Here is a 23,712-nt window from a genome sequence, read left to right as displayed (position 1 = left end):
TTGAGGTCAACATTAATAACCATCATAGAGTTGCCAGTGTCATAGCTCCACCTTCACCTCTTTGGTGCAGCATATAGAACATGTCACCTGTATCTGGTGAACATACTTGAGAGATAACAGGATTGGTAACCTCTCCATTAAGGAACTTGTCACTTACTGCTCCAGTTTCACAGCCATAAACAAAGAAGCACTTCCCTGTATGAGGATTCTGCTTTACTTCAATCTTACTTACTCCCTTTTGAGCTTTGAACTCGTTAACTGTCACTGTCTCTAAGAACTTTAACTTTTCCATAATCTTGTAATTTTATTGTTGTGCAGACAGACCATTCTGCTGCTGTTGATTCAGTTACTATGGTGGGGTAATGAGCTAACTATATGAATCCAGTAATCCCCAATATGCACAGGGGGATATCCCACTCTTAAGGTCTGGGGTGGGTGAAAAGGTGACTTAGAGTGCACTTGTAGATATCAAGTTTGCAGAAATTTAAAATAAAAATTAAAAATATCAGAGAGACTGTATATCAGATGACAGTAGGAATTGCTATATATTAGTTATATACATATAAAGCAATCCCCTGCCTTCTGGTGGGAAAACAAGGGATTGAGGATATAGTTGTGTATTCACTCTGGAATTATAATATAAGAGAAGTGAATACAAACTTTAGAATATGAATTCTTTACGCATGTCTTTAGTCGCGGGAATATGTTGCAACGGCTCTACATTTAGCCCAAAAGGGTTATAGCTAAGGATTTTATATGCACCTGTAGGAGTATTGTTTACTCTTTTAGTAGTTCTAGTAGAAAGTTTACAGAACTCTTTTAAAAATGGAATGGCTTGTCTTGAACTTAATTCTCCAAGCCCCAATAATCCAGATATGGTATTAAATCTTGCAGCTAATTCTTCTCCAGTGTAGGTTTCATTAAGTGGTAGATTTTGCCGCATTGTAACTTTTATTGAATGACTCTCTTCTAAAGCCCAAAATAGCACATAATTTCTTAGCTTTTTATACTCACTAGCTTTATTATATAGTACCAACTTATCTATTAGAGTTTCAAATGGAACATACTTGTGTAACTCAATAAAGTGCTCAAGGAATATTCTATTTGCTGAAGAACATTGTGTACGCAGGGTATTAGCAGTTCTTTCTCTACCTTCCAGAGTTGTCTCTTCTCGTAATAGCGTAATGAGCTCATCTCTTTGACTTTCATTTGATAATAGAGTTTGTGCATCTGTTTCTTCAATAACGGCATCTGTTATTCTTTCTTGTTCTTGGAGGTTTTGATATTCTATATTATGTCCTTCAACAATTAATTTGTCCATTAGATGGGGGGCTTGAGAATATAGATTTTTTAATAACTCAATTTGTATTCTTATATAATCTATATTGAAAAATGAAGGCATTAAATCTCCATGAATATCTTGCCTCAATATTTGAACAGGTTTAGTTCCATGATAACTTCTAGCTGTCTTTCTAATAAACTCTGTTGTATCAATTTCATTTCTAAATATATCTGTTGTAGGGAATTTATATTTTAGAGTTGAATATAACTTACCAAAGTGGATTAATTGTTTAGCATCTATTAATGCTTCATTGCATACATCATTTGGATTAAGGTTATTGGTACTTTCTTTGGTTGAGTAGATTATAGTCTCACTAAGTAAACCTTCTGAACTTCTACATCTACCTGCTATCTGTTGTAATTTGTCAACAGATAGCACTGTATGGAATTTCTTAGAATTGATAACAGTGATTAGATGGAATCTCTCTGTAATGTCAATACCAACAAAGTAGGTGCAAGTCATAAATGAAATCTTTTGGGGGAGTTGATTATCAGTGATATCACTGTAATGTTCCACAGTGGATTCATTCTTGGTACTGCATAGCATTGCACAATCTGTTTTCAACTCATCTGCAAGGCTATTAATAATATATCCACAGTTTGATATTGAATTATATGCTACCAATATTTTATCATTTGGATGAGTGGATATAATATCTTCAATACTCTTTTTGACTCGTATATTAGTGTCATCTGTATGAATTAATCTGATATTTCTGGGGAGAGGTTCATTAAATTCCACATTAATAACAGGTTCATCTTCTATTAATTTGTTGGAGAATCTACTGACAGTAGCAGAGACCAGACATCTTTGGGTTGGGGGAAACTGAAAATAATAGTCAATAACATCTTCCATTTCAGGTCTGTAGCTACAATCATATTGATATGAATCAATTTCATCTACCATGAGGAAGTAGTCTTTGTAGTTTTCTTTTCCTATGATGTTTAATAAGCTTGGTAAACTATTAGCAACAACTATGAACTTCTTGTATTTAATGGATGAATCAGCAAGGTATGTGGGTATTTTAGGAGGATTGAATCCTGTGATTTTTCCACCTACATAAAGTATCTTGTACTTATTTTCATCTCCTTCAATTCTACTATTCACAGCTTTACTATAGGCTAATGTTCTTGTAGGAACAACTACAATACTATTTCTTGGAGAATCTAATTCAAGCGTTGTAGCTCCAATTCCAGTTCTATTTTTCTTGATTAACCCATAAGGAGAAGTTGTGAATACATCTTTTAGATGAGCATCATCTCTTGGCATCATAAAGCTAATTGATTCAATAACTTTATTTTTCTCTAGCCAATTTACTTTGCACTTCAAGTCTACATTTTCACAGTTTACATCTGCACCATTGATTATTTGAATCATACTAGGATGCCCATCTTCAAATGATTTAGGGATTCCTGTACAAAATAGTATTTCATATCTACTATCAGGTAATTGATTGTCATCAAATGTAATATTATTTATTGTGTTCATAGTTCTTTTTATTAGTTATGGTCAAAAGTAGTCTTTTGTATTCACTTTCCCTAATAAAAATAAAAATGAATACATGGGAATTTACTGGAGCATAAAGTATTTCAAAAGATTGTTCTCCTTGATGGCTATCCTACTAATGTGTCCTTTAAAATCTCTAGGATTCTCACTTCTAATGATATACTTATTCCTAGATGTTCTATCAGTAGCATACATATTCTTCAATAAGGCTACATATTTTCTAGGTTTCAGTGCTTTATGTAGATGGTATTGGACTATAAGAGTCAGCCTATCCTGTGTTTCACTTGCGGAATAGCTCTTATTTAAGGTAAAGCTCCTTCTTATAGCAACTTTGAATGGGTGTTCCTCATCAAGTGCCCAGTACATAACTGCATTATTAAGGTTCTTGAAAGCTATATTGTTATCTGCTCTAATCTCCCATAGTTGGTGCAATAGACTATCAAGGTCAACAGCAAAAGCATTCTTGAGGTCAAGATTAGCTAACTCATCTCCTAACTCTTGAAAGTCTGCTACTTCCTCTGTTTAATCAACCTTAAGGTCTTGGCTGCTTCTACTCATATAATATTTATATAAAATATACACCTTAGTGCGCAAAGATACTAAAGAATCCCTATAGTTACTAGCTATAAAGATTCTTTTTACCACTTGTGGTGCTATCAGCACCAACTAATATTACCCAAATACATATTCAATAACCTTATTATTCAATATACTAATTGGAGAATAATCTTTCTTAATGTACCCTTCTGTTACCCTATGTGCGGATGAATGATTCAATGCAAACCCAACCTCTGCTGTACTAGCTCCACAATTATTCTGGGCAATGGTAGCCCATGAATGCCTGAAATTATAAATACAGATATCAGGAAGTTCATTATACTTGCAATAAGATTTTAAACCATTGTTTACATTAACATTAAAACAGTTACCATCCTGATACCTTTTATTAAAATTCAGAAGGTATTCATTATCTGACTTGTATTTCTCGAATAAATATAATATCCTTGATGGTATCTTGATTTCCAAATATGCACCATCACGCCTAAACTTCTTTGTCTTTAATCTATGATAACATAATACTCCCTCTCTTAAATTCTCCTTACGTAGTTCAAAGATGTCTGCTGTATTCATCCCTGCTAGACAGAAAACCATTTCTGCTACATCTCTACTTAATTCTGGTAGAGATACTTTTAAATTAGATTCAGGTATTTCACCTGTAAAGAATCTCTTTAATATATCTATATCCAAAGCTCTCTTCTCTGGAACATCAGCTTTAGGTATTGAAATCTTCCTAAAAGGTTGTAATTTGATTCGGATGATATTCTTATCATAATCATTATACTCTTCAAGAGCTGCATTATATATCATTCTAATACAAGTTGGATACATTTCCTTTGCCCTATTTGTAGATGCTAAAGAGCTAATCCAGTCTTGAATAAACTTTGTAGTAAGCTTTGAAAACATTATATTCTCTGACTCTGCAAACCTTTCCAATGATTGATATGCCCATCTGTAGTTCTTTGCATTCCTAACCATCCCCCTAACAGTAGCCATCTCCAAAACATACTTCCTAGCATATTTAGAAAAAGATATATCTTCATCTATGTGTTGTAAATAGGATACAACCTCATTGGTATCCCAACTGGATATATCTACAGCATTCAATCTATCACTATAGAGTTTAATAAGGTTGGAACAATAAGAAAGTATTTCAGGGTCTTTAATTTCCCCTTTACGTAATTTGGATTTATCTACTGTTTTATCTGTATTTATATATCTTGCAACTCTATTATGAGTAACCCTTATTAATACAGCAAACAAGCCATCACTTCTCTGTGACCTAACACATGCTTTAAATGTTGCCATAATCATCTAATATTTAATTGTTTAACATAACATATTCACTGCAAACACCATGCTTCCTTTATGCAAACATAGAGTCAAACAATCATTAAAAACAGACTATTATAACAATAGAAAGAGGGACTTACTATAAAAGCAAATCCCTCTATAACTTACTGATTAATATTGATTTATCAGATAGTTAAGTACCTAACCAGCGTATTTGACTATCCTTCAATAGCTGCCTGAGCCGCCGCCAGTCTGGCAATCGGCACTCTAAATGGAGAACAACTAACGTAATTCAAACCTACCCGGTGACAGAACTTCACAGAAGAAGGTTCACCACCATGTTCACCACAGATACCACATTTCAAATCCGGACGGATAGCACGGCCTTTTTCTGTCGCCATACGTACCAGCTGTCCCACACCATTCTGGTCGAGAACCTGGAACGGGTCTACTTTCAAAATCTTCTTTTCCAGATAAACAGGAAGGAAAGAAGCTATATCATCACGAGAATAACCGAAGGTCATCTGCGTCAAGTCATTTGTACCGAATGAGAAGAACTCGGCAGAAGAAGCAATACGGTCGGCAGTCAAAGCAGCACGCGGGATCTCGATCATTGTACCTACTTTGAAGTCAATACTATCTCCTACTTCCTCAAACAATTTCTTAGCTTCCGAGCGAATCACATTTTCCTGCTCCTTGAATTCATACAAGATACCGGTTAACGGAACCATGATTTCCGGATGAGTTTCCACTCCTTCTTTCTTCAGTTCCAATGCAGCACCCAAAATTGCACGTGTCTGCATTTGAGTAATTTCAGGATAAGTATTTCCTAAACGGCAACCACGGTGACCTAACATCGGGTTATGTTCACAGAGTGATTCTACACGTTGCTGGATATATTGCAGGCTTACACCCATCGTATCCGCCATTTCTTGCTGTCCCTTCAAATCGTGAGGAACAAACTCATGCAAAGGAGGATCGAGCAAACGAACGGTTACCGGGCAACCAGCCATTGCTTTAAAGATACCTTTGAAGTCTTCTTGTTGATATGGAAGAATCTTAGCCAATGCTTTCCGACGTCCTTCTGCATTTTCCGCCAGGATCATTTCACGCATTGCTTTGATCTTTTCGCCTTCGAAGAACATGTGTTCTGTACGGCAAAGGCCGATACCTACTGCACCGAAGTTACGTGCAACTTCCGCATCATGAGGAGTATCCGCATTGGTACGTACCTGCAAACGAGTATATTTATCAGCCAGTGTCATCAATTCGGCAAAGTCGCCGGAAAGCTCTGCAGCTTTCGTTTCTACCTTGCCATTATATACTACACCTGTACTTCCGTTCAAAGAGATATAGTCACCTTCTTTCAGCAATACACCGTCAATCTCTACCGTACGGTTTTTATAATCAATGTTCAATGCACCTGCACCCGATACGCAGCATTTACCCATACCACGAGCCACAACAGCCGCGTGAGAAGTCATACCGCCACGAGCCGTAAGAATACCTTCGGCAACTGCCATACCGGCCAAGTCTTCCGGAGAAGTTTCGATACGCACCATCACCACACGTTTACCGGCAGCATGCCATTCGGCAGCATCATCAGCAAAGAATACGATCTGACCGGTTGCAGCACCCGGAGAAGCCGGAAGACCACGGGTCAACACTTTGGCTTTCTTCAAAGCATCCTTATCGAATACAGGGTGGAGCAATTCATCAAGTTTATTCGGTTCCACGCGCATCAAAGCAGTCTTTTCGTCAATCATACCCTGACGGAGCAAGTCCATAGCAATCTTTACCATGGCAGCACCTGTACGCTTACCGTTACGTGTCTGGAGGAACCAGAGTTTACCTTCCTGTACGGTGAACTCCATGTCCTGCATATCTTTATAATGATTTTCCAGTTTAGTCTGAAGAGCATCCAGTTCTTTATAGATTTCCGGCATTGCTTCTTCCATTGAAGGGAATTTAGCAGCACGAACATCTTCGGTAATGCCAGCCAATACAGCCCAACGTTGAGAACCAATCTTAGTGATCTGCTGTGGAGTACGGATACCTGCCACTACATCTTCACCTTGTGCGTTAATCAGGTATTCACCATTGAAAAGATCTTCGCCTGTACCGGCATCTCGTGAGAAACAAACACCTGTAGCCGATGTATCACCCATATTACCGAACACCATAGCCTGTACATTGACAGCTGTACCCCATTCATCAGGTATACCTTCCATCTTACGATAAAGAATAGCGCGTTCATTCATCCATGAATCAAATACAGCACAGATAGCTCCCCAAAGTTGTTCGTATGCACAAGTCGGGAAATCTTTTCCGGTCTGTTCTTTTACAGCGGCCTTGAATTTCTTTACGAGTTCCTGCAAGTCTTCCACTTTCAACTCGTTATCCAGTTCTACCCCTTTCGCTTTCTTCACCTCTTCGATGATAGCTTCGAACGGGTCAATATCATCTTTATTGGTAGGCTTCATGCCCAACACAACGTCACCGTACATCTGTACAAAACGACGATAAGAGTCCCATGCAAAACGTGCATTACCCGTTTTACGGATAATACCTTCCACCACTTCATCATTCAATCCGAGGTTCAGGATCGTATCCATCATACCCGGCATAGATGCGCGTGCACCGGAACGTACAGATACCAACAAAGGATTTTCAACATCACCGAATTTAGATTTCATCAACGCTTCCACATGAGCGATCGCTTTTACAACTTCATCTTTCAGCAACTCAACCACTTTATCACGTCCTAACGTATTGTATTCCGTACAAACATCTGTAGTTATTGTGAATCCGGGAGGGACAGGAATTCCGATTAAATTCATTTCAGCAAGGTTGGCTCCCTTACCACCGAGCAAATTCTTCATGTCAGCCTTTCCTTCTGCCTGACCATTACCAAAGGTATAAACTCTTTTTTTATCCATAATATTGTGTTTAAAGTTACATTATGACTTTTTTCTGTTCGCAAATCTAAGGATATTTCGCAAACTTGAAAACTTTTTGCGAAAAAACTTTCTATCAAAATGCAATTTCGACATTACAATCCGGAATAATTCTGTATACCCGAATTTTTTCCAAAAAAAATACCTACTTTTGCAAAGTAATTATTAGACTGGTGTAAAAGTGGCAAGAAAGAAAAAAGAGCTTCCCTTATTGGAGAAGGTAACAATCATGGATGTGGCTGCCGAAGGAAAAGCCATAGCAAAAGTAAACGACCTAGTGATTTTTGTTCCTTATGTAGTGCCGGGTGATGTTGTAGACCTGCAAATCAAGCGTAAAAAGAATAAATATGCCGAAGCTGAAGCGGTAAAGTTTCACGAGCTGTCGCCCAATCGCGCTGTTCCTTTCTGCCAACATTATGGCGTATGCGGTGGCTGCAAGTGGCAAGTGCTCCCCTATTCAGAGCAGATCAGATATAAGCAAAAGCAAGTGGAAGATAATTTGAGACGTATCGGAAAGATCGAACTTCCCGAGATTTCTCCGATTCTCGGTTCTGACAAAACGGAGTTTTACAGGAACAAACTGGAATTCACCTTTTCAAATAAGCGCTGGTTGACAAACGAGGAAGTTCGTCAGGACGTGAAATACGATCAGATGAATGCGGTAGGTTTCCACATTCCGGGAGCATTCGACAAAGTACTGGCTATTGAGAAATGCTGGTTGCAGGATGATATATCCAACCGCATCCGGAACGCAGTACGTGACTACGCTTACAAACACGATTATTCTTTCATCAATCTGCGCACACAGGAAGGTATGCTGCGGAATATGATTATACGCACATCTTCCACAGGGGAACTGATGGTAATCGTCATTTGCAAGATTACAGAAGATCACGAAATGGAACTGTTCAAGCAATTACTCCAATTCGTAGCGGACTCTTTCCCCGAAATCACTTCGCTTCTATACATTATTAATAATAAGTGCAACGATACCATCAATGATTTGGACGTTCACGTATTTAAAGGGAAAGACCACATCTTTGAAGAGATGGAAGGCCTGCGTTTCAAGGTCGGCCCGAAATCATTCTATCAGACTAACTCGGAACAGGCTTATAATTTATATAAGATAGCCCGTAACTTTGCCGGATTAACAGGAAACGAACTGGTATATGACCTCTATACAGGAACAGGAACAATTGCCAATTTCGTTTCACGCCAAGCCCGTCAGGTGATCGGTATCGAATACGTGCCGGAAGCTATTGAAGACGCAAAGGTGAATGCAGAGATCAATGATATCAAGAACGCAATTTTTTATGCCGGTGATATGAAAGATATGCTGACGCAGGATTTCATCAATCAGCATGGACGCCCCGACGTAATCATCACAGACCCTCCCCGTGCCGGTATGCACCAGGATGTGATTGATGTCATTTTATTTGCGGAACCGAAACGAATTGTATATGTTAGTTGTAATCCTGCTACTCAAGCGCGGGATCTACAATTACTGGATGAAAAGTATAAGGTGAAGGCTGTTCAACCTGTAGATATGTTCCCTCACACTCACCACGTAGAAAATGTGGTGTTGCTGGAACTTCGATAAAGAGTTCACCACAGATTACACAGATTATAATAATCAGTAATAAAAATCTGTGTTAATCTGTGGAATCTGTGGTGAAAAATAAATTCTCAAAAGAAAAAAGAAATGAAAAAAAGACCTAGAAGAACTCCTGCTGAAAAAGCACGTGCTCAATATACCAATTATGCAGTCAAAGAGCCCATGGAATTAATGGAGTTCCTGGCTGCCAAGATGCCGGATGCAAGTCGCACGAAATTAAAATCGTTGTTAAGCAAGCGGGTCGTGTTTGTTGATAATGTGATAACCACGCAATTCAACTTTCCCCTTGAAGCAGGCATGAAAGTGAAAATCAGCAAGCAAAAGGGAAAGAAAGAATTTAATAACAGATTGCTGAAGATTGTATATGAAGACGCCTATATCATTGTCGTCGAAAAGATGCAAGGACTTCTATCCGTCAATACGGAGCGTCAGAAAGAGCGCACTGCCTACACGATACTGAATGAATATGTGCAACGCTCCGGACGTCAATTCCGTGTGTTTATCGTTCACCGCTTAGATAGAGATACTTCCGGTTTGATGATGTTTGCCAAAGATGAAAAAACGCAGCGGACGCTACGCGACAACTGGCATGAGATAGTGACCGACCGCCGATATGTAGCCGTAGTGGAAGGTAGTATGGAAAAAGACTATGATACAGTCGTTTCCTGGCTGACTGATAAAACGCTTTACGTAAGTTCCAGTGAATATGATGACGGTGGATCAAAATCTATTACCCACTATAAGACAATCAAACGCGCTAACGGATATTCTCTGTTGGAACTCGATTTGGAAACTGGCCGAAAGAATCAGATTCGTGTACACATGCAGGATTTAGGCCATCCTATTATCGGCGACGGAAGATATGGAAGAGAAGATTCTCCCAACCCTATCGGACGCCTAGCACTCCACGCCTTTAAACTTTGTTTTTATCATCCGGTAACGGGAGATTTAATGGAGTTCGAGACGCCTTATCCGGCGGAATTTAAAAAGTTGTTTCTAAAAAAATAAAACAATATGCTCAAAATAGAAAAGGAGTTATATCGATTGATATAACTCCTTTTCTATTTAAATTATAATTTATTCTATTGCATCTGCAACTCAATATAATCAATATATTCTCCATCAAGATACAAATCACCTTGCAAATAACGACCTCTAACACGAACACCTCTAATCTCACGTAAAGCAAAATCATAACCATAATCAAGATACAATGTTCCATAATCCACCCACCAACGGAATGGCAAATCACCGGCCGGCCTACCATCGTAGTCAAAGACTTGGTAATCTATTCCCAAACCATTGTTATCCAAACGAATACCACTTTCTATCGGATTATTGTTAGAACCGAACCATAAATCACCAACCCAAGTACGTCCCATCAAATCGTCATAAATATCTTCATCGTCTTCACACGAAGTAAAGCCAACCAATAAAGTCAGCATCATCAAGATACCCGCATATCTCTTTATCATTTCCATAATTCTCTAGTTTATTGCGTTTATTAATACAAAATTAGCGTTTTTTATTTACTATACATCACAAGCCACAAGTTTTTTGTACCTTTGCGAAGATAATATTAAAATTTCCACATGAAACTTCTTTGGCTTGATTTAAATAGTTCGTACGCTCATTCTTCGTTGGCATTACCTGCCTTACATGCCCAAATAGCAAATAATACAGACATTGAATGGTGTACCGTCTCCGCTACGATCAATGAAAACACTGGCAGTGTCGTCAATCAAATCTACCGCCATCAACCGGATATCATTGCAGCTACCAATTGGCTATTCAATCATGAGCAACTCCTGCACATTGTTTCACGCGCAAAAGCATTACTACCTCACTGCTGTGTTATACTCGGAGGTCCCGAGTTTTTAGGAGATAATGAAGCTTTCTTATATAAGAACAAATTTGTAAGCGGAGTGTTTCGCGGAGAAGGCGAAGAAGTATTTCCATTATGGTTAAAAGTGTGGAATCAGCCAAGAAAGGAATGGAAATCAATCACAGGACTTTGTTACCTGAATGAATCAGGAGAATATCAGGATAACGGGCTCGCCCGCGTCATGAACTTTTCTGAATTGGTTCCTCCTGAAAAAAGCCGTTTCTTCAATTGGAGCAAACCATTTGTGCAGTTAGAAACTACCCGGGGATGTTTTAACACCTGTGCTTTTTGTGTCAGTGGAGGTGAAAAGCCGGTTCGTACCTTATCTCTCGAAGCAATCAAAGAACGTCTCGACGTGATACACGAACACGGAATCAAAAACGTGCGAGTACTGGACCGTACTTTCAATTACAATAATAAACGGGCAAAAGAGCTATTAAACTTATTCCGCGAATACCCGGACATCTGTTTCCATCTGGAAATTCATCCGGCACTACTTTCCGATAAACTCAAACAGAAATTAGCCACTCTGCCTAAAGGTCTGCTGCACCTGGAAGCCGGTATCCAAAGCCTTCGGGAAAACGTGCTTGAACAAAGTCGAAGAATAGGAAAACTCTCCGATGCTTTGGCCGGACTCCACTATCTATGCTCACTTGAAAACATGGAAACTCATGCCGACTTGATAGCTGGACTCCCACTCTACCATCTATCAGAGATTTTCGATGACGTCCGTACCTTAACCGAGTATGGCGCAGGAGAAATCCAACTGGAATCTCTGAAATTACTTCCGGGCACCGAAATGCGAAGAAGAGCGGATGAATTAGGTATACAGTATTCTCCACTTCCTCCATACGAAGTACTTCAAACCCGTGAAATCACGGTAGATGAGTTACAAACAGCCCATTATCTGTCACGCCTGTTAGACGGTTTCTATAACACTCCTACCTGGCGAAATATCACCCGTATACTAATTTTGGAGAACCCCCATTTCATACATGACCTACTCGACCATCTGGTCCGGACAGATGTCATCGACACTCCTCTTAGCTTGGAAAGAAGAGGATTAATCCTTTATGATTTCTGCAAGAATCATTATCCCGACTACCTGACACAAGTCAGTATTGCATGGATAGAAGCAGGTATGTCATTAAAAAAAGCTCCGGCAGAAAAAGTAAGAACCAAAAGACAGTTACCTCCTGAAAGTTGGGAAGTAGTATACGGTGCATACCGTGAAAATCTACGACTATGTTTCCTCCCTGTCGATGAAGAAGGACATGGCTACTGGTTTGGCTTTGAATCGGAAATTCAGAAGATACAACCGGTTTTCAAAGCTAGAAAATTATCATAAACAAAAGAAAAGTATTCCCATATTATGTGAAATAATTACTATTCACTAATCGTTCAAAGCAGCATATCCTGTTTTTCACCGTCCATACAATAAACTTTACTAGCACAGTGTATGGACATTCGGAAATATCAATTGAATATTCTTTGTTTATTATTGTTCCCCTTATCCGCAGCAGGGCAAGAATGGAGCAAACAGGACTCATTGAGACTTCAGCAAATGTTGGAATCCGATCAGGAAATCAAGATAAACAGAAAGCTTATCGAAAAAGTAGAGCAAAAAATGTACTCTCGAAAACCATTTGTAGATTTTGATCCCACACTACCCACTTTAAAATCTTCCACAATCTTTTCGAAACCTTCTATTCACACATACAAGATGTTCCAAAAGCCAGGTTCCACCTTTTTACCCACTTATTCCTGGCTAAGAATAAACAAGAATCTTATTCTGCATAGTAAAAGCGACTTTGCAGAAAATTCCAATCATTTCCATATCCAAAGCCAAATGGAATATAAATTATCCTCCAGATGGTCTCTCGACATATATGGTTCACAAAACCTCGATACCCGAAGATACCGAGGGCTTCCCTCCGAAGTGGAACCAACCAAATTGGGAAGTAATGTCGTTTTCAAAATAAATAAAAACTGGAAAATCAAAACAGGGATGCAATACCAATATAATGCTATACGAAAAAGATGGGAATGGATACCTCAAGTTAGCGTTTCATACGAATGGTAAATCCTATTGATAATTGAGGATCGAAAAGTTTTAGAAAGCAAGAAAGCATATTTTCCATTTATTCTCGTACCTTTGTCATACGATTAAATATGCTATCATAATGAAGAACTTTATCAAGGGATTCCGGTTTACCCCCTCTAATTATCCGGCAGAAGTAGAAGCAAAAATACAGAAATACAGAAAACAAGGTTACAAACTTCCACCGCGTAAAGTACTCCGTACCCCCGAACAACTGGAAGGCATCCGGGAAAGTGCAAAAATCAATACTGCACTGTTGGACTATATTTCAGAAAATATTCGCGAAGGAATGTCTACTGAAGAGATTGATGTATTGGTATATGATTTCACCACCAGCCACGGTGCTATCCCTGCCCCACTCAACTACGAAGGATTTCCTAAAAGTGTATGCACAAGCATTAACGACGTGGTTTGTCACGGTATTCCCAACAAAAATGAGATTCTAAAAAGCGGAGACATTATCAATGTGGACGTTTCTACCATTTACAAAGGATATTTCTCTGATGCATCCCGTATGTTTATGATTGGCGATGTCAATCCTGACATGCAAAGATTAGTACAAGTCACCAAAGAGTGCATGGAAATAGGTATTGCCGCCGCACAACCCTGGAAACAACTGGGTGATGTAGGCGCAGCCATCCAGGAACATGCAGAAAAGAACGGTTTCAGCGTAGTTCGTGATCTCTGCGGACATGGCGTAGGTATGCAATTCCATGAGGAACCGGACGTAGAGCATTTCGGCCGACGGGGTACGGGCATGATGATCGTACCGGGAATGACCTTTACCATAGAACCCATGATTAACATGGGAACCTACGAAGTCTTTATAGATGATGCCGACGGATGGACTGTCTGCACCGACGACGGACTCCCCTCAGCCCAATGGGAAAACATGATTCTGATTACTGAAAACGGAAACGAAATTCTTACTTATTAATGGAATTAATTTTACTTATCGTTATTGCCGCATTAGTGATAGTCTTACTAATACTGTCACTTACAAAAGGTAATAATCAAACGCAAGCGGAACAACTGCAAACAGCTTTGCGCCAACAAATGCAGGAGAATCGCGAAGAACTGAATCGCAGCATCCGGGAGCTCCGCCTGGAGATGACTCAAACGCTGAATCAGAATATGCAGCAATTGCAAGACGTATTGCACAAAAATATGTTGACTAACGGAGAGCTGCAGCGTCAGAAGTTCGATATGATGGCCCGTCAACAGGAATCATTGATTAAATCGACCGAAAAGAGGTTGGATGACATGAGGACAATGGTGGAAGAAAAATTGCAAAAGACATTAAACGAACGCATTGGCCAATCATTTGAAATTGTCCGCTCACAACTTGAGAATGTGCAGAAAGGACTAGGCGAAATGAAATCTCTGGCTCAAGACGTAGGCGGATTAAAGAAGGTGTTGAGCAATGTAAAAATGCGTGGTACATTCGGCGAAGTTCAGTTAGGAGCATTATTAGAGCAGATGATGAGTCCGGAACAATACGACGCTAATGTAAAAACCAAGAAAAGCGGAACCGAATTCGTTGAGTTTGCAATCAAACTTCCGGGAAAGGATGATGCGAACAGCACCGTCTATCTGCCTATCGACGCTAAATTTCCCAAAGATGTGTACGAACAATATTATGATGCTTTTGAAGCAGGAGATACTGCATTGATAGAATCGTCCGGCAAGCAATTGGAAACAACCATCAAAAAAATGGCAAAAGACATTCACGACAAATATGTAGATCCTCCTTTTACCACAGACTTCGCCATTATGTTTCTGCCTTTTGAAAGCATTTATGCCGAAGTAATCCGAAGAACAAGTCTGGTAGAAACTCTGCAAAAAGATTACAAAATAGTTGTCACAGGACCTACTACACTAGGGGCTATCCTAAATAGCCTGCAAATGGGATTCCGCACGTTAGCTATTCAAAAGCGAACGGGAGAGGTTTGGACGGTATTAGGAGCTGTAAAAACAGAATTCAGCAAATTCGGAGGACTACTCGAAAAAGTACAGAAAAACCTTCAAAATGCCGGCGACCAACTAGAAGAAGTAATGGGTAAGCGGACTCGCGCTATCGAACGAAAACTCCGCCAAGTTGAACAATTGCCACATGAAGAAAGCATGAAAATTCTTCCGATAGATGATGGAGACGATGAATCGACAGATTAAAGCGAAATCCGAAGTACGACATATCCCAGTAAGCCGGAAAGTACGGTTCCGGTCAATACACCAAATTTGGCCTGATTCAATAATACAGGATAGTCTACCCCAAAAGAAAGATTAGCGATAAAGAGTGATACAGTAAAGCCAATACCTCCCAACAATGCAACTCCGGAAAGATTCTTCCAGGTCATCCCTAAAGGCATGGGAGTCAATCTTATTTTTATAGCCAGCCAGGTAAAGAAATATATTCCAATAAATTTTCCCAGTAACAGACCGGCAGCAACAGCAATACTGACAGCTCCCACTAATTCGCCTCCCCCACTAAACACAACGCCGGCATTGACAAATGCAAAAAGAGGAAGAATCAAATAATTGACTGTTCCATGCAAATTATCTTCTAATGACTGCAACGGACTAATTACACGGTCGGAAGCCGATTCGACCTCTTTCAACTTGGCTATTTGCTCATTAGTCAGCACAATGCTTTCAGATTGCATTGCCGGAAAACCGGCAATGGTATGACGAATTTTTTCGATGTACTTCCCTACATTCAGACGAGGTTTAGCGGGAATAACAAAAGCAAGAATAACTCCCGAAATAGTGCTATGAATACCGGATTGCAAAAATAAATACCAGATAATCACCCCAATCACCAAGAAGAATACCTTATTTGTCGTTCCATACTTTCCTATAAAATAAAGTAAAATATAAAAGAGTATAGCTACCAAAAGATAGCCATAGGCAACATGTGAACTATAAAAAAGAGCGATCACCAAAATTCCCCCGATATCATCGACTACCGCAAAAGCAGTCAAAAAAATCTTCAAACTCAACGGCACACGGCTGCCTAATAAGCTCAACACCCCCAATGAAAAAGCAATATCCGTAGCCATAGGAATGGCGAGTCCATGTCCGCCTTCACTACCCGGAACACAAATAAGCGAATAGATCATTACAGGCAACAACATCCCACCACAAGCGGCAATGAAAGGCAACGCCGCCTTACGGAAAGAGGAAAGCTCACCTACCAATAACTCACGTTTGATTTCCAGTCCAACCAATAAAAAGAAAATCGTCATCAAACCATCATTGATAAACTCAATCATTCGCAGATTTTCCCCACCATGCGAAAGCAAATTAAAATTTCCTATCTGTAAATGAAGTTCATGCGACAAAAATTCCTGATATACCGGAGCCACAGAAGAGTTCGCAATAATGGCTGCCGAGATAGCAGCCAGGAATAAAAGAATACTCGCCGTGATATTCATAGACGAGAAGTTCCGCATAGTCCGCAAAATAGTCATAACGAAATGTTTTTATAATATTAGTTTTGCAATATACAGAATTTTCTAATTAGTATAACTCCTTAAAGCAAGATTTTTGACCCAAAGTACAAAAATTCCTGTCAAAATCAGATTCAGTACCAAGGTAAGCACAGAAATTACCAATGCCGGACCACCCAAGTTATAGCCCAATGCAATGAAAATAATTCCGGCTCCTACCTCACCACGGGTAAACATACCGATAGAAAGAGCCAGTCGCTCGCTTAATTTCCGGTCACGGTAAAAGAACATCGGGCAAAGCTTTCCTATATTCGACAATAAAGAGACAATCACCACATGAAACATAATCATCCCCCACGACATCATCTCCTGCGAACCGGTGACGGAATAAGCACCTGCATGAGTCTCCGCAAAGTTCACTCCAATAAAATGCGGCATACTCATCCCCACCAGGAACATGAAGAAAAATGAAATTCCGGTAGAAACCTTTCGTTCCACGGGCGTATCATGTTCCTTATGTTTCATAATCATACCCAGCACAAATGCAGGCAGTAGGACTTCAATATGAATACTTCCCTCCTCCCCATACAATTCCTTACTACCGAGATAAAGAATTTGAGTAGTCAAAAATATGATTATTGAATAAAAGAGGATAGCCTTCCAATCCTGACGCCAATCGTACTTATTCAGCCTTTGCCAGCCGATCGATAATAACAGGAACACAATCACCACCACAATAATCAACTGCCAGCGCAGCCCGATCATCATAATCTGAAGAGGAATCATCAAAAGAATCGTATCCAAATCATCGAAAATAGCCAATACCTGTATCTTCTTATAAATCCAACTGGACTTTAACCCGATAGCCGCCAACATCGTAAACAAAATACCGGCTGATGTCGGTGCGGCAAAACGGCTCAACAGCAAATTCTCCTTCCAGGCTTCCCAACTATTCCAAAAATCGGGTGGAAGCAATACAAACACATAATAGATGGCAATCATAAACCATGGCAAAGCAGCCGTAGCCATAGCAATAAAATAATCCTGGGCGTAACTTTTCCATCGTGTCTTATCAAGAACGAATTCACGGCCTACATTAATCATTATAAAACTAAGGCATACATAGAGCAATACATTCGATATGGATTTAACAGCTCCATAGCCATCCCCCGCCATCATCGGCAGGAATTGCGAAACGACGAGCCCCAGCATCAGGAAGCCCGAAAAAGACAGAACTTTTCTCATATTTATAGTTGTTTGTTCCTAAAAAGTGATTGCCAAGGAAAGCTCTGCAGACAGAAGGCAATCACCTGGTGTATTAAAAACTAACCGCAAGTCAATTTGTTCAGAACATATCTCTGAAAAATTGCTTGCGGCAGTGTTTTTTAATCCAGCTTCAGTACGGCGAGGAAGGCTTTCTGCGGCACTTCCACGTTACCGATTTGTTTCATTCGTTTTTTACCTCTTTTCTGTTTTTCAAGCAGTTTACGTTTACGGCTCACGTCGCCACCATAACACTTCGCGGTCACATCCTTACGAACCGCCTTAATGGTTTCACGAGAAATAATCTTCGCTCCGATAGCTGCCTGAATGGCAATATCAAACTGTTGACGCGGAATAAGTTCCTTCAACTTCTCACACATCCGGCGTCCCATATCGTAAGCATTGTCAATATGCGTCAAAGTGGAAAGCGCATCCACAGGCTCACCGTTCAAGAGGATATCCAACTTCACCAGTTTGGAAGTACGGAAACCATTCGGATGATAATCAAACGAAGCATACCCTTTGGAAATACTCTTCAACTTATCATAAAAGTCAATCACAATTTCTCCCAAAGGCATATTATAATAGATTTCCACCCGGTTACCGGAGATATATTCCTGTTTAATCAATTCACCACGTTTACCTAAACAAAGCGTCATGATAGGACCGATATAATCGGTAGTAGTAATAATAGATGCTTTGATATACGGCTCTTCGATATGGTCAATCATAGTCGGGTCGGGCATACCACCGGGGTTGTGCACTTCCTTCATATTACCTTGTTTATCATATATATGGTAAGAAACGTTCGGCACCGTAGTAATCACATTCATATCAAACTCACGGTCCAAGCGCTCCTGCACAATCTCCATGTGGAGCAATCCGAGGAAACCACAACGGAAGCCAAAACCCAAAGCCAACGAAGATTCCGGCTGGAAAGTCAAAGACGCGTCATTCAACTGCAACTTCTCCAAAGACGCACGGAGATCTTCAAAATCCTCCGCTTCAATCGGATAAACTCCGGCAAACACCATCGGCTTCACTTCCTCAAAACCGGCAATAGCCTTTTCACACGGACGGGCAATATGCGTAATGGTATCTCCCACTTTCACCTCTTTGGAAGTCTTGATACCGGAAATAATATATCCTACATCTCCCGTACGAAGTTCGTTACGAGGCACCATATCCATTTTCAACACCCCTACTTCATCGGCGTCATACTCTTTTCCCGTATTGAAGAACTTCACCTTGTCTCCCTTGCGAATCATACCGTTTTCGATCTTGAAATAAGCAATAATTCCGCGGAAAGAATTAAATACAGAGTCGAAAATCAAAGCCTGCAACGGAGCCTCTTCATCTCCTTCCGGATGAGGAATCCGCTCAATCACAGCCGCCAGTATCTCTTCCACTCCCATCCCCGTTTTACCGGACGCACGGATTACTTCCTCCCGTTTGCAGCCCAACAATTCAACGATCTCATCTTCCACTTCTTCGGGATTGGCGCTCGCCATGTCACATTTATTAATCACCGGAATAATCTCAAGGTCATGCTCAATGGCCATATACAGATTTGAAATCGTCTGCGCCTGCACTCCCTGGGAGGCATCGACAATCAGCAACGCACCTTCACACGCAGCAATAGAACGCGATACCTCATACGAAAAGTCCACATGTCCCGGGGTGTCAATCAAGTTAAGGATATACTTTTCACCCTGATAAGTATATTCCATCTGGATAGCATGGCTCTTGATAGTGATCCCTCTTTCCTTCTCCAGATCCATATTATCAAGCATCTGCCCGGAAGTCACCTGAATGGTATGTGTAAACTCCAACAAACGGTCAGCCAAAGTCGACTTACCGTGGTCAATATGAGCAATAATGCAAAAGTTGCGTATATTCTTCATTCTGAATTCTTATTATTTTATCTTTTTGGTGTGCAAAGATACGTAAATGGCGGAATAAAAAAAAATGCGTTGATAACATTATGATTATGTACCAACGCATTTTTTTATTGCTTAAGTGAGTTACTCGCTTAGATCAATTTGATGAAGAGTTCACCTTCAACTTCTTCCACAGAGACTTTGTCTTCTCTCAATAACCAGCCAAGGCCGAGAAACAGATCTTTGTCAACCAATTTAGTTGCTTTTTTAAGCTGCTTGGCAGTCATTCCTTCTGTTTCGTTCAGTGCATTCCAGATAGTACCTGCAATTACACCAGCTTTTTCTTTCAACATTTGCTTTGCAATTTTAGTTAGACATGCTTAAAATCTTTCCAGCCAAAAGACTTTCAGATTTTATTTCGGAGGCAAAGATAGTTATTTTTATGTTATATAACACTTTATTGAGCACTTTTTTACCGTTTTTGTAATAAAAAAGCATTTTAGGAGCTCATTTTGGATGCTTTTCGAGATATTCAGACCAAATTCTTGCCGCTTCTTCAACCATTTTTGCACAGGGACGCTTGCTATAATATTGAGCAGTACGCTCTTCCGGAATAGTGGAGACCGGCTCTTTTTTCTTTAATCCCAACAATTCGCCACAAATCAGCGAGCCGTTACGCTTCTTAAATTCAGCCGCCAGTTCTTGCACTACCGCATAATTGGCAGCTTTTCCTTCCCGGTCAGTTGCTTCCGTAGCACCGGTTTCCAAGCCTGCCACCAGAAACATGCCGCAGGCAGCTCCACACGTTTCACGCATCCGTCCGATGCCCCCGCCAAAAGAAGCACTCATACGCAATGCCTGTTCCTGTGTAAATCCATACATGTCCGCAAAAGCCGCTACCACCGACTGTGAGCAGTTATATCCACTCTTAAAAAGCTCCACTGCTTTCTGTATTCTATCTTCCATAAACTATTTTGCATTTTTATTTTGTGCAAAAGTATAAAAAAGTATCTTTGTATCAGATAGGGCGTAAAGATTAAAATCAAAAAAAAGAAAATATGAACAAAACTATTTCATATAAAGAATCGACAGCCATTGCCATCCAAGCTATGATGAGCGCAGCCAGAAAGGATGAATATGCCGATAGGAAAAGAAAAAGTAATTTCCCTCAAAACAGAAAGAAACGTGATGTCACTCTCAAGGACATACGTGAATGGAACAAAAGAAGGAATTATAAAGAAGACACAGGAATCACAATCAACGCGATGATGGAATCAGCCGTCAAAGATCCGTATGTGGATCTGAATCCACCATCCAAATTTTAAAAAGCTAAAATATATATGGCTACAACATTTGACATCCAACTACCTCATTATTCGCGCGGATTTCATCTAATCACGCGCGATATTGTCTCACAGCTACCCCCACTTCCTGAAAGCGGTCTGCTGGTAGTCTTTATCAAACACACTTCTGCCGGACTGACTATCAACGAAAATGCAGACCCGGACGTACGGCATGACTTTCAGACGTTTTTTAATAAACTTGTTCCCGACGGTGCTCCCTACTTCATCCATACCCTTGAAGGCCCTGACGATATGAGTGCCCATATAAAAGCCTCCCTGATAGGAAGCTCGGTCACCATCCCCATCAAAAACCACCGTTTGAACTTAGGTACATGGCAAGGCGTCTACCTCGGCGAGTTTCGCGACGGAGGAGACACCCGTAAATTGAGTATTACCATTCTATAATATTTCCAGAGCCATCGGACAATGGTCGGAATGTACGGCCTCATTCAAGATATACGCCCGTTTCAACAGCGGGCGTACCGGCTCACTGACCATACAATAATCAATTCTCCAGCCTTTATTCTTGGCACGCGAATTAAAACGATAGCTCCACCAGGTATATTCCTGTTTCTCCGGACAAAGCGTACGGAAAGAGTCCACATATCCCGCAGACAGGAAACGCGTCATCCATTCCCGTTCTTCAGGAAGGAAACCGCTGTTGGTCGCGTTCCGGACAGGGTCATGAATATCAATCGGCTCGTGACAGATATTATAATCGCCGCAAAGAATCAAGTTGGGACGAGACTTCTGCAACTCCATCACATATTTCTGGAAATCTTCCAACCAGACCATTTTAAAGGCCTGGCGTTCATCTCCGCTCGTTCCCGAAGGATGGTAAACGCTGACTACCGACAAGTCTCCGAAGTCCGCACGGATGAAACGTCCTTCATTATCGTATGCTTCCATTCCCATCCCATATTCCACATGGTCCGGTTCCCGCTTGGTAAGTATAGCCACTCCACTGTATCCCTTCTTCTGCGCCGAGTACAAATAAGACTTGTAGCCCAATGCTTCAAACACTTCTCCCGGATATTGGTCCGGTTGCAGTTTCGTCTCTTGCAGACAAAGAATATCAGGATTCTCCTGTGCCAACCATTCCGGTAACCCTTTAGATACGGCAGCACGTAGTCCGTTCACGTTATAAGTAATAATTTTCATCATTCTATATTTATAAGTTCATGTTCATTTTATGAAAACAAAAGCATAATGTTCAGTACCGAAACGATAATAGCAATCGAGTACAACACGAACGTACTCCAACGACTATTGACATAATCGCCCATCACCTTTCGGGAAGACGTCAGTCCCACCTGTAAGAACACGGTGAAAGGCAATTGAATACTAAGTACCATCTGCGAAATAATCAATCCTTTAAACGGATCTCCAATAAAGAAAATCAGCAATAAGGCAATTCCCAAAGACAAGAGAACTCCCACCTGCGAGTGACTGTCCTTGATATGATAAGACTCGCCGAAAATACCTGCAAAAATAGAACCTGCCGCCATTCCGCTCGTAATAGTTGACGAAATGCCCGCCATCAGCAATGCCAATGCAAATACAATTGCCGCATTACTTCCCAATAAAGGTTCGAGCAAAGACTTAGCCTGTTGCAGTTCCTCTACCTGAATACCGCTTTTAAAGAAAGTGGCGGCCGCCAGCAGAATCATGGCACTGTTAATCGCCCAACCGACAATCATTGAGAAAAGAGTGTCAAACAACTCATATTTCAATACCTTCTTAATAGAAGCATCATCCTTCTTATTGTACTCGTGACTCTGTATCACCTCCGAATGAAGGAACAGATTATGAGGCATCACTACCGCTCCCAACACACTCATGATAATCAGCATACTACCCTTCGGGAAAGAAGGAGTCACCCACCCCGCCGTTGCAGCCGGCCAGTCTATTTCCACCAGAAACAATTCATAAATAAATGAAAGCCCGATAACAGAAACGAACGCAATGATGGAACGTTCTATCTTTTTATACGAATTAGTGAAAAGCATGATGGAGACAAAAAGCGTAGTCAATACAGCTCCCCATATAATAGGAATATCCAATAACATTTCCAACGCGATGGCACCTCCCAGAATTTCCGCCAGGGAAGTAGAGATCGACGCCAGTACTGCTGTGCCAAGAATAGGTCGTGACACCCATTTAGGAGTGTACTTAGTGGCCGCCTCCGAAAGGCAAAGTCCGGTAACGATTCCCAAGTGAGCAACATTGTGCTGAAGGATAATCAGCATGATGGTAGACAAGGTAACCACCCAAAGCAAGGAATAGCCGAATTCGGAACCGGCGGCGAAATTAGAAGCCCAGTTTCCCGGATCAATAAATCCTACAGTAACCAGTAGCCCCGGACCAATATATTTAAAAACATCCAGTCCACCCAGATAGCGTTTATGATCTTTGCGTCTTAAGTCTTGAAAAATATTCTTCATTTTTGCATAATAGTTTATCCAGTACAAATATACTTATAAATAACGAGTGAGAATCAATTTTAGTTCAAAATACCGA

The 23,712-nt window shown here is 40.5% G+C and carries 20 protein-coding genes and 1 pseudogene; 8 read left to right on the top strand and 13 right to left on the bottom strand.

All coding sequences use genetic code 11. The features are described from left to right. Positions 1 to 22: 22 nt before the first annotated feature. The 5 genes and pseudogenes from HMPREF9009_RS15390 to ppdK all read right to left on the bottom strand — a co-directional run bounded on the left by HMPREF9009_RS15390 (position 23) and on the right by ppdK (position 7,638). On the bottom strand, positions 23 to 292 hold the full coding sequence (locus HMPREF9009_RS15390; protein ID WP_049702625.1) for a hypothetical protein: 270 nt from the start codon (positions 290 to 292) through the stop codon (positions 23 to 25). Between the two features lie 369 nt (positions 293 to 661). After that, positions 662 to 2,830 (bottom strand): DEAD/DEAH box helicase family protein, encoded by a 2,169-nt coding sequence (locus tag HMPREF9009_RS15385; protein ID WP_049702624.1) that lies wholly within the window; start codon positions 2,828 to 2,830, stop codon positions 662 to 664. An 81-nt stretch (positions 2,831 to 2,911) separates the two neighbouring features. Beyond that, a pseudogene (locus tag HMPREF9009_RS26235) lies at positions 2,912 to 3,298 on the bottom strand (hypothetical protein); the annotation flags it as partial. Positions 3,299 to 3,520: 222 nt separating this feature from the next. Beyond that, positions 3,521 to 4,714 carry a tyrosine-type recombinase/integrase gene (locus HMPREF9009_RS15375; RefSeq protein WP_049703345.1) on the bottom strand — a complete coding sequence of 398 codons (1,194 nt, stop codon included), beginning with the start codon at positions 4,712 to 4,714 and terminating at the stop codon, positions 3,521 to 3,523. 203 nt (positions 4,715 to 4,917) lie between these two features. After that, positions 4,918 to 7,638 carry a pyruvate, phosphate dikinase gene (gene ppdK / locus HMPREF9009_RS15370; protein ID WP_015531005.1) on the bottom strand — a complete coding sequence of 907 codons (2,721 nt, stop codon included), beginning with the start codon at positions 7,636 to 7,638 and terminating at the stop codon, positions 4,918 to 4,920. A 247-nt stretch (positions 7,639 to 7,885) separates the two neighbouring features. Between ppdK and rlmD the strand changes: the two genes are divergently transcribed. Then, positions 7,886 to 9,256, top strand: a complete 1,371-nt coding sequence (rlmD, locus tag HMPREF9009_RS15365) for a 23S rRNA (uracil(1939)-C(5))-methyltransferase RlmD (RefSeq protein ID WP_255353101.1) — start codon at positions 7,886 to 7,888, stop codon at positions 9,254 to 9,256. A 102-nt stretch (positions 9,257 to 9,358) separates the two neighbouring features. After that, a complete protein-coding gene (locus HMPREF9009_RS15360) occupies positions 9,359 to 10,279 on the top strand; it encodes an RluA family pseudouridine synthase (RefSeq protein WP_004312314.1) in 921 nt (306 codons plus the stop codon). 74 nt (positions 10,280 to 10,353) lie between these two features. Here the strand turns inward: HMPREF9009_RS15360 and HMPREF9009_RS15355 are convergent, their stop codons facing one another. After that, complete coding sequence (locus HMPREF9009_RS15355) at positions 10,354 to 10,752, bottom strand: hypothetical protein (RefSeq protein ID WP_049702622.1); 399 nt, start codon at positions 10,750 to 10,752, stop codon at positions 10,354 to 10,356. A gap of 111 nt (positions 10,753 to 10,863) precedes the next feature. On the opposite strand from HMPREF9009_RS15355, the gene HMPREF9009_RS15350 reads away from it, so the two are divergent. The 4 genes from HMPREF9009_RS15350 (at position 10,864) to HMPREF9009_RS15335 (ending at position 15,429) form a co-directional block, all read left to right on the top strand. Continuing rightward, positions 10,864 to 12,504, top strand: coding sequence for a B12-binding domain-containing radical SAM protein (locus HMPREF9009_RS15350; RefSeq protein ID WP_049702621.1), 1,641 nt, complete (start codon positions 10,864 to 10,866; stop codon positions 12,502 to 12,504). Between the two features lie 111 nt (positions 12,505 to 12,615). Beyond that, positions 12,616 to 13,239: a DUF4858 domain-containing protein gene (locus HMPREF9009_RS15345; RefSeq protein ID WP_004312789.1), complete on the top strand. Its 624-nt coding sequence runs from the start codon at positions 12,616 to 12,618 to the stop codon at positions 13,237 to 13,239. 100 nt (positions 13,240 to 13,339) lie between these two features. Beyond that, entirely contained in the window at positions 13,340 to 14,194 is an 855-nt protein-coding gene (gene map / locus HMPREF9009_RS15340; RefSeq protein WP_008022681.1) for a type I methionyl aminopeptidase, read from the top strand. Further along, positions 14,194 to 15,429, top strand: coding sequence for a DNA recombination protein RmuC (locus tag HMPREF9009_RS15335; protein WP_004312785.1), 1,236 nt, complete (start codon positions 14,194 to 14,196; stop codon positions 15,427 to 15,429). The genes map and HMPREF9009_RS15335 overlap by 1 nt, the downstream gene beginning before the upstream one ends. Here HMPREF9009_RS15335 and nhaA read toward each other — a convergent pair. The 5 genes from nhaA to HMPREF9009_RS15310 all read right to left on the bottom strand — a co-directional run bounded on the left by nhaA (position 15,426) and on the right by HMPREF9009_RS15310 (position 20,815). Beyond that, a complete protein-coding gene (gene nhaA / locus HMPREF9009_RS15330) occupies positions 15,426 to 16,727 on the bottom strand; it encodes a Na+/H+ antiporter NhaA (protein WP_008643706.1) in 1,302 nt (433 codons plus the stop codon). The two genes, HMPREF9009_RS15335 and nhaA, sit on opposite strands and share 4 nt — an antisense overlap. A 45-nt stretch (positions 16,728 to 16,772) precedes the next feature. Further along, entirely contained in the window at positions 16,773 to 17,951 is a 1,179-nt protein-coding gene (locus HMPREF9009_RS15325; protein ID WP_008022685.1) for a hypothetical protein, read from the bottom strand. Between the two features lie 140 nt (positions 17,952 to 18,091). Further along, positions 18,092 to 19,873 carry a translation elongation factor 4 gene (gene lepA, locus HMPREF9009_RS15320; protein WP_004312779.1) on the bottom strand — a complete coding sequence of 594 codons (1,782 nt, stop codon included), beginning with the start codon at positions 19,871 to 19,873 and terminating at the stop codon, positions 18,092 to 18,094. Between the two features lie 128 nt (positions 19,874 to 20,001). Next, complete coding sequence (locus tag HMPREF9009_RS15315) at positions 20,002 to 20,202, bottom strand: winged helix-turn-helix domain-containing protein (protein WP_004295603.1); 201 nt, start codon at positions 20,200 to 20,202, stop codon at positions 20,002 to 20,004. A 154-nt stretch (positions 20,203 to 20,356) separates the two neighbouring features. Continuing rightward, positions 20,357 to 20,815, bottom strand: coding sequence for a C-GCAxxG-C-C family protein (locus HMPREF9009_RS15310; protein WP_004312774.1), 459 nt, complete (start codon positions 20,813 to 20,815; stop codon positions 20,357 to 20,359). Positions 20,816 to 20,907: 92 nt separating this feature from the next. On the opposite strand from HMPREF9009_RS15310, the gene HMPREF9009_RS15305 reads away from it, so the two are divergent. Together HMPREF9009_RS15305 and HMPREF9009_RS15300 are read left to right on the top strand one after the other, a co-directional pair. Continuing rightward, on the top strand, positions 20,908 to 21,174 hold the full coding sequence (locus HMPREF9009_RS15305) for a hypothetical protein (protein WP_008643710.1): 267 nt from the start codon (positions 20,908 to 20,910) through the stop codon (positions 21,172 to 21,174). A 15-nt stretch (positions 21,175 to 21,189) separates the two neighbouring features. After that, positions 21,190 to 21,597, top strand: a complete 408-nt coding sequence (locus tag HMPREF9009_RS15300; protein WP_004312772.1) for a secondary thiamine-phosphate synthase enzyme YjbQ — start codon at positions 21,190 to 21,192, stop codon at positions 21,595 to 21,597. Here HMPREF9009_RS15300 and HMPREF9009_RS15295 read toward each other — a convergent pair. Both HMPREF9009_RS15295 and HMPREF9009_RS15290 read right to left on the bottom strand, forming a co-directional pair. Then, entirely contained in the window at positions 21,592 to 22,353 is a 762-nt protein-coding gene (locus tag HMPREF9009_RS15295) for an exodeoxyribonuclease III (RefSeq protein WP_008016274.1), read from the bottom strand. The two genes, HMPREF9009_RS15300 and HMPREF9009_RS15295, sit on opposite strands and share 6 nt — an antisense overlap. A 29-nt stretch (positions 22,354 to 22,382) precedes the next feature. Next, complete coding sequence (locus HMPREF9009_RS15290) at positions 22,383 to 23,636, bottom strand: Nramp family divalent metal transporter (RefSeq protein WP_049702620.1); 1,254 nt, start codon at positions 23,634 to 23,636, stop codon at positions 22,383 to 22,385. Positions 23,637 to 23,712 lie beyond the last annotated feature (76 nt).

The organism is Bacteroides sp. 3_1_13, assembly GCF_001185845.1.
GTDB classification, from domain to species: domain Bacteria; phylum Bacteroidota; class Bacteroidia; order Bacteroidales; family Bacteroidaceae; genus Bacteroides; species Bacteroides xylanisolvens.
Note: the sequence above shows the minus strand (reverse complement) of the source record. Positions and strands in the feature narration are given on the sequence as shown.

Coding starts and splice junctions, on each gene's coding strand:
- nhaA (WP_008643706.1), bottom strand. CDS start 16,727: ATGACTATTTTGCGGACTATGCGGAACTTCTCGTCTATGAATATCACG.
- HMPREF9009_RS15375 (WP_049703345.1), bottom strand. CDS start 4,714: ATGGCAACATTTAAAGCATGTGTTAGGTCACAGAGAAGTGATGGCTTG.
- HMPREF9009_RS15290 (WP_049702620.1), bottom strand. CDS start 23,636: ATGAAGAATATTTTTCAAGACTTAAGACGCAAAGATCATAAACGCTAT.
- rlmD (WP_255353101.1), top strand. CDS start 7,886: ATGGATGTGGCTGCCGAAGGAAAAGCCATAGCAAAAGTAAACGACCTA.
- HMPREF9009_RS15360 (WP_004312314.1), top strand. CDS start 9,359: ATGAAAAAAAGACCTAGAAGAACTCCTGCTGAAAAAGCACGTGCTCAA.
- HMPREF9009_RS15300 (WP_004312772.1), top strand. CDS start 21,190: ATGGCTACAACATTTGACATCCAACTACCTCATTATTCGCGCGGATTT.
- HMPREF9009_RS15390 (WP_049702625.1), bottom strand. CDS start 292: ATGGAAAAGTTAAAGTTCTTAGAGACAGTGACAGTTAACGAGTTCAAA.
- HMPREF9009_RS15325 (WP_008022685.1), bottom strand. CDS start 17,951: ATGAGAAAAGTTCTGTCTTTTTCGGGCTTCCTGATGCTGGGGCTCGTC.
- map (WP_008022681.1), top strand. CDS start 13,340: ATGAAGAACTTTATCAAGGGATTCCGGTTTACCCCCTCTAATTATCCG.
- HMPREF9009_RS15385 (WP_049702624.1), bottom strand. CDS start 2,830: ATGAACACAATAAATAATATTACATTTGATGACAATCAATTACCTGAT.
- HMPREF9009_RS15345 (WP_004312789.1), top strand. CDS start 12,616: ATGGACATTCGGAAATATCAATTGAATATTCTTTGTTTATTATTGTTC.
- HMPREF9009_RS15355 (WP_049702622.1), bottom strand. CDS start 10,752: ATGGAAATGATAAAGAGATATGCGGGTATCTTGATGATGCTGACTTTA.
- HMPREF9009_RS15350 (WP_049702621.1), top strand. CDS start 10,864: ATGAAACTTCTTTGGCTTGATTTAAATAGTTCGTACGCTCATTCTTCG.
- HMPREF9009_RS15295 (WP_008016274.1), bottom strand. CDS start 22,353: ATGAAAATTATTACTTATAACGTGAACGGACTACGTGCTGCCGTATCT.
- HMPREF9009_RS15335 (WP_004312785.1), top strand. CDS start 14,194: ATGGAATTAATTTTACTTATCGTTATTGCCGCATTAGTGATAGTCTTA.
- HMPREF9009_RS15315 (WP_004295603.1), bottom strand. CDS start 20,202: ATGTTGAAAGAAAAAGCTGGTGTAATTGCAGGTACTATCTGGAATGCA.
- HMPREF9009_RS15310 (WP_004312774.1), bottom strand. CDS start 20,815: ATGGAAGATAGAATACAGAAAGCAGTGGAGCTTTTTAAGAGTGGATAT.
- lepA (WP_004312779.1), bottom strand. CDS start 19,873: ATGAAGAATATACGCAACTTTTGCATTATTGCTCATATTGACCACGGT.
- ppdK (WP_015531005.1), bottom strand. CDS start 7,638: ATGGATAAAAAAAGAGTTTATACCTTTGGTAATGGTCAGGCAGAAGGA.
- HMPREF9009_RS15305 (WP_008643710.1), top strand. CDS start 20,908: ATGAACAAAACTATTTCATATAAAGAATCGACAGCCATTGCCATCCAA.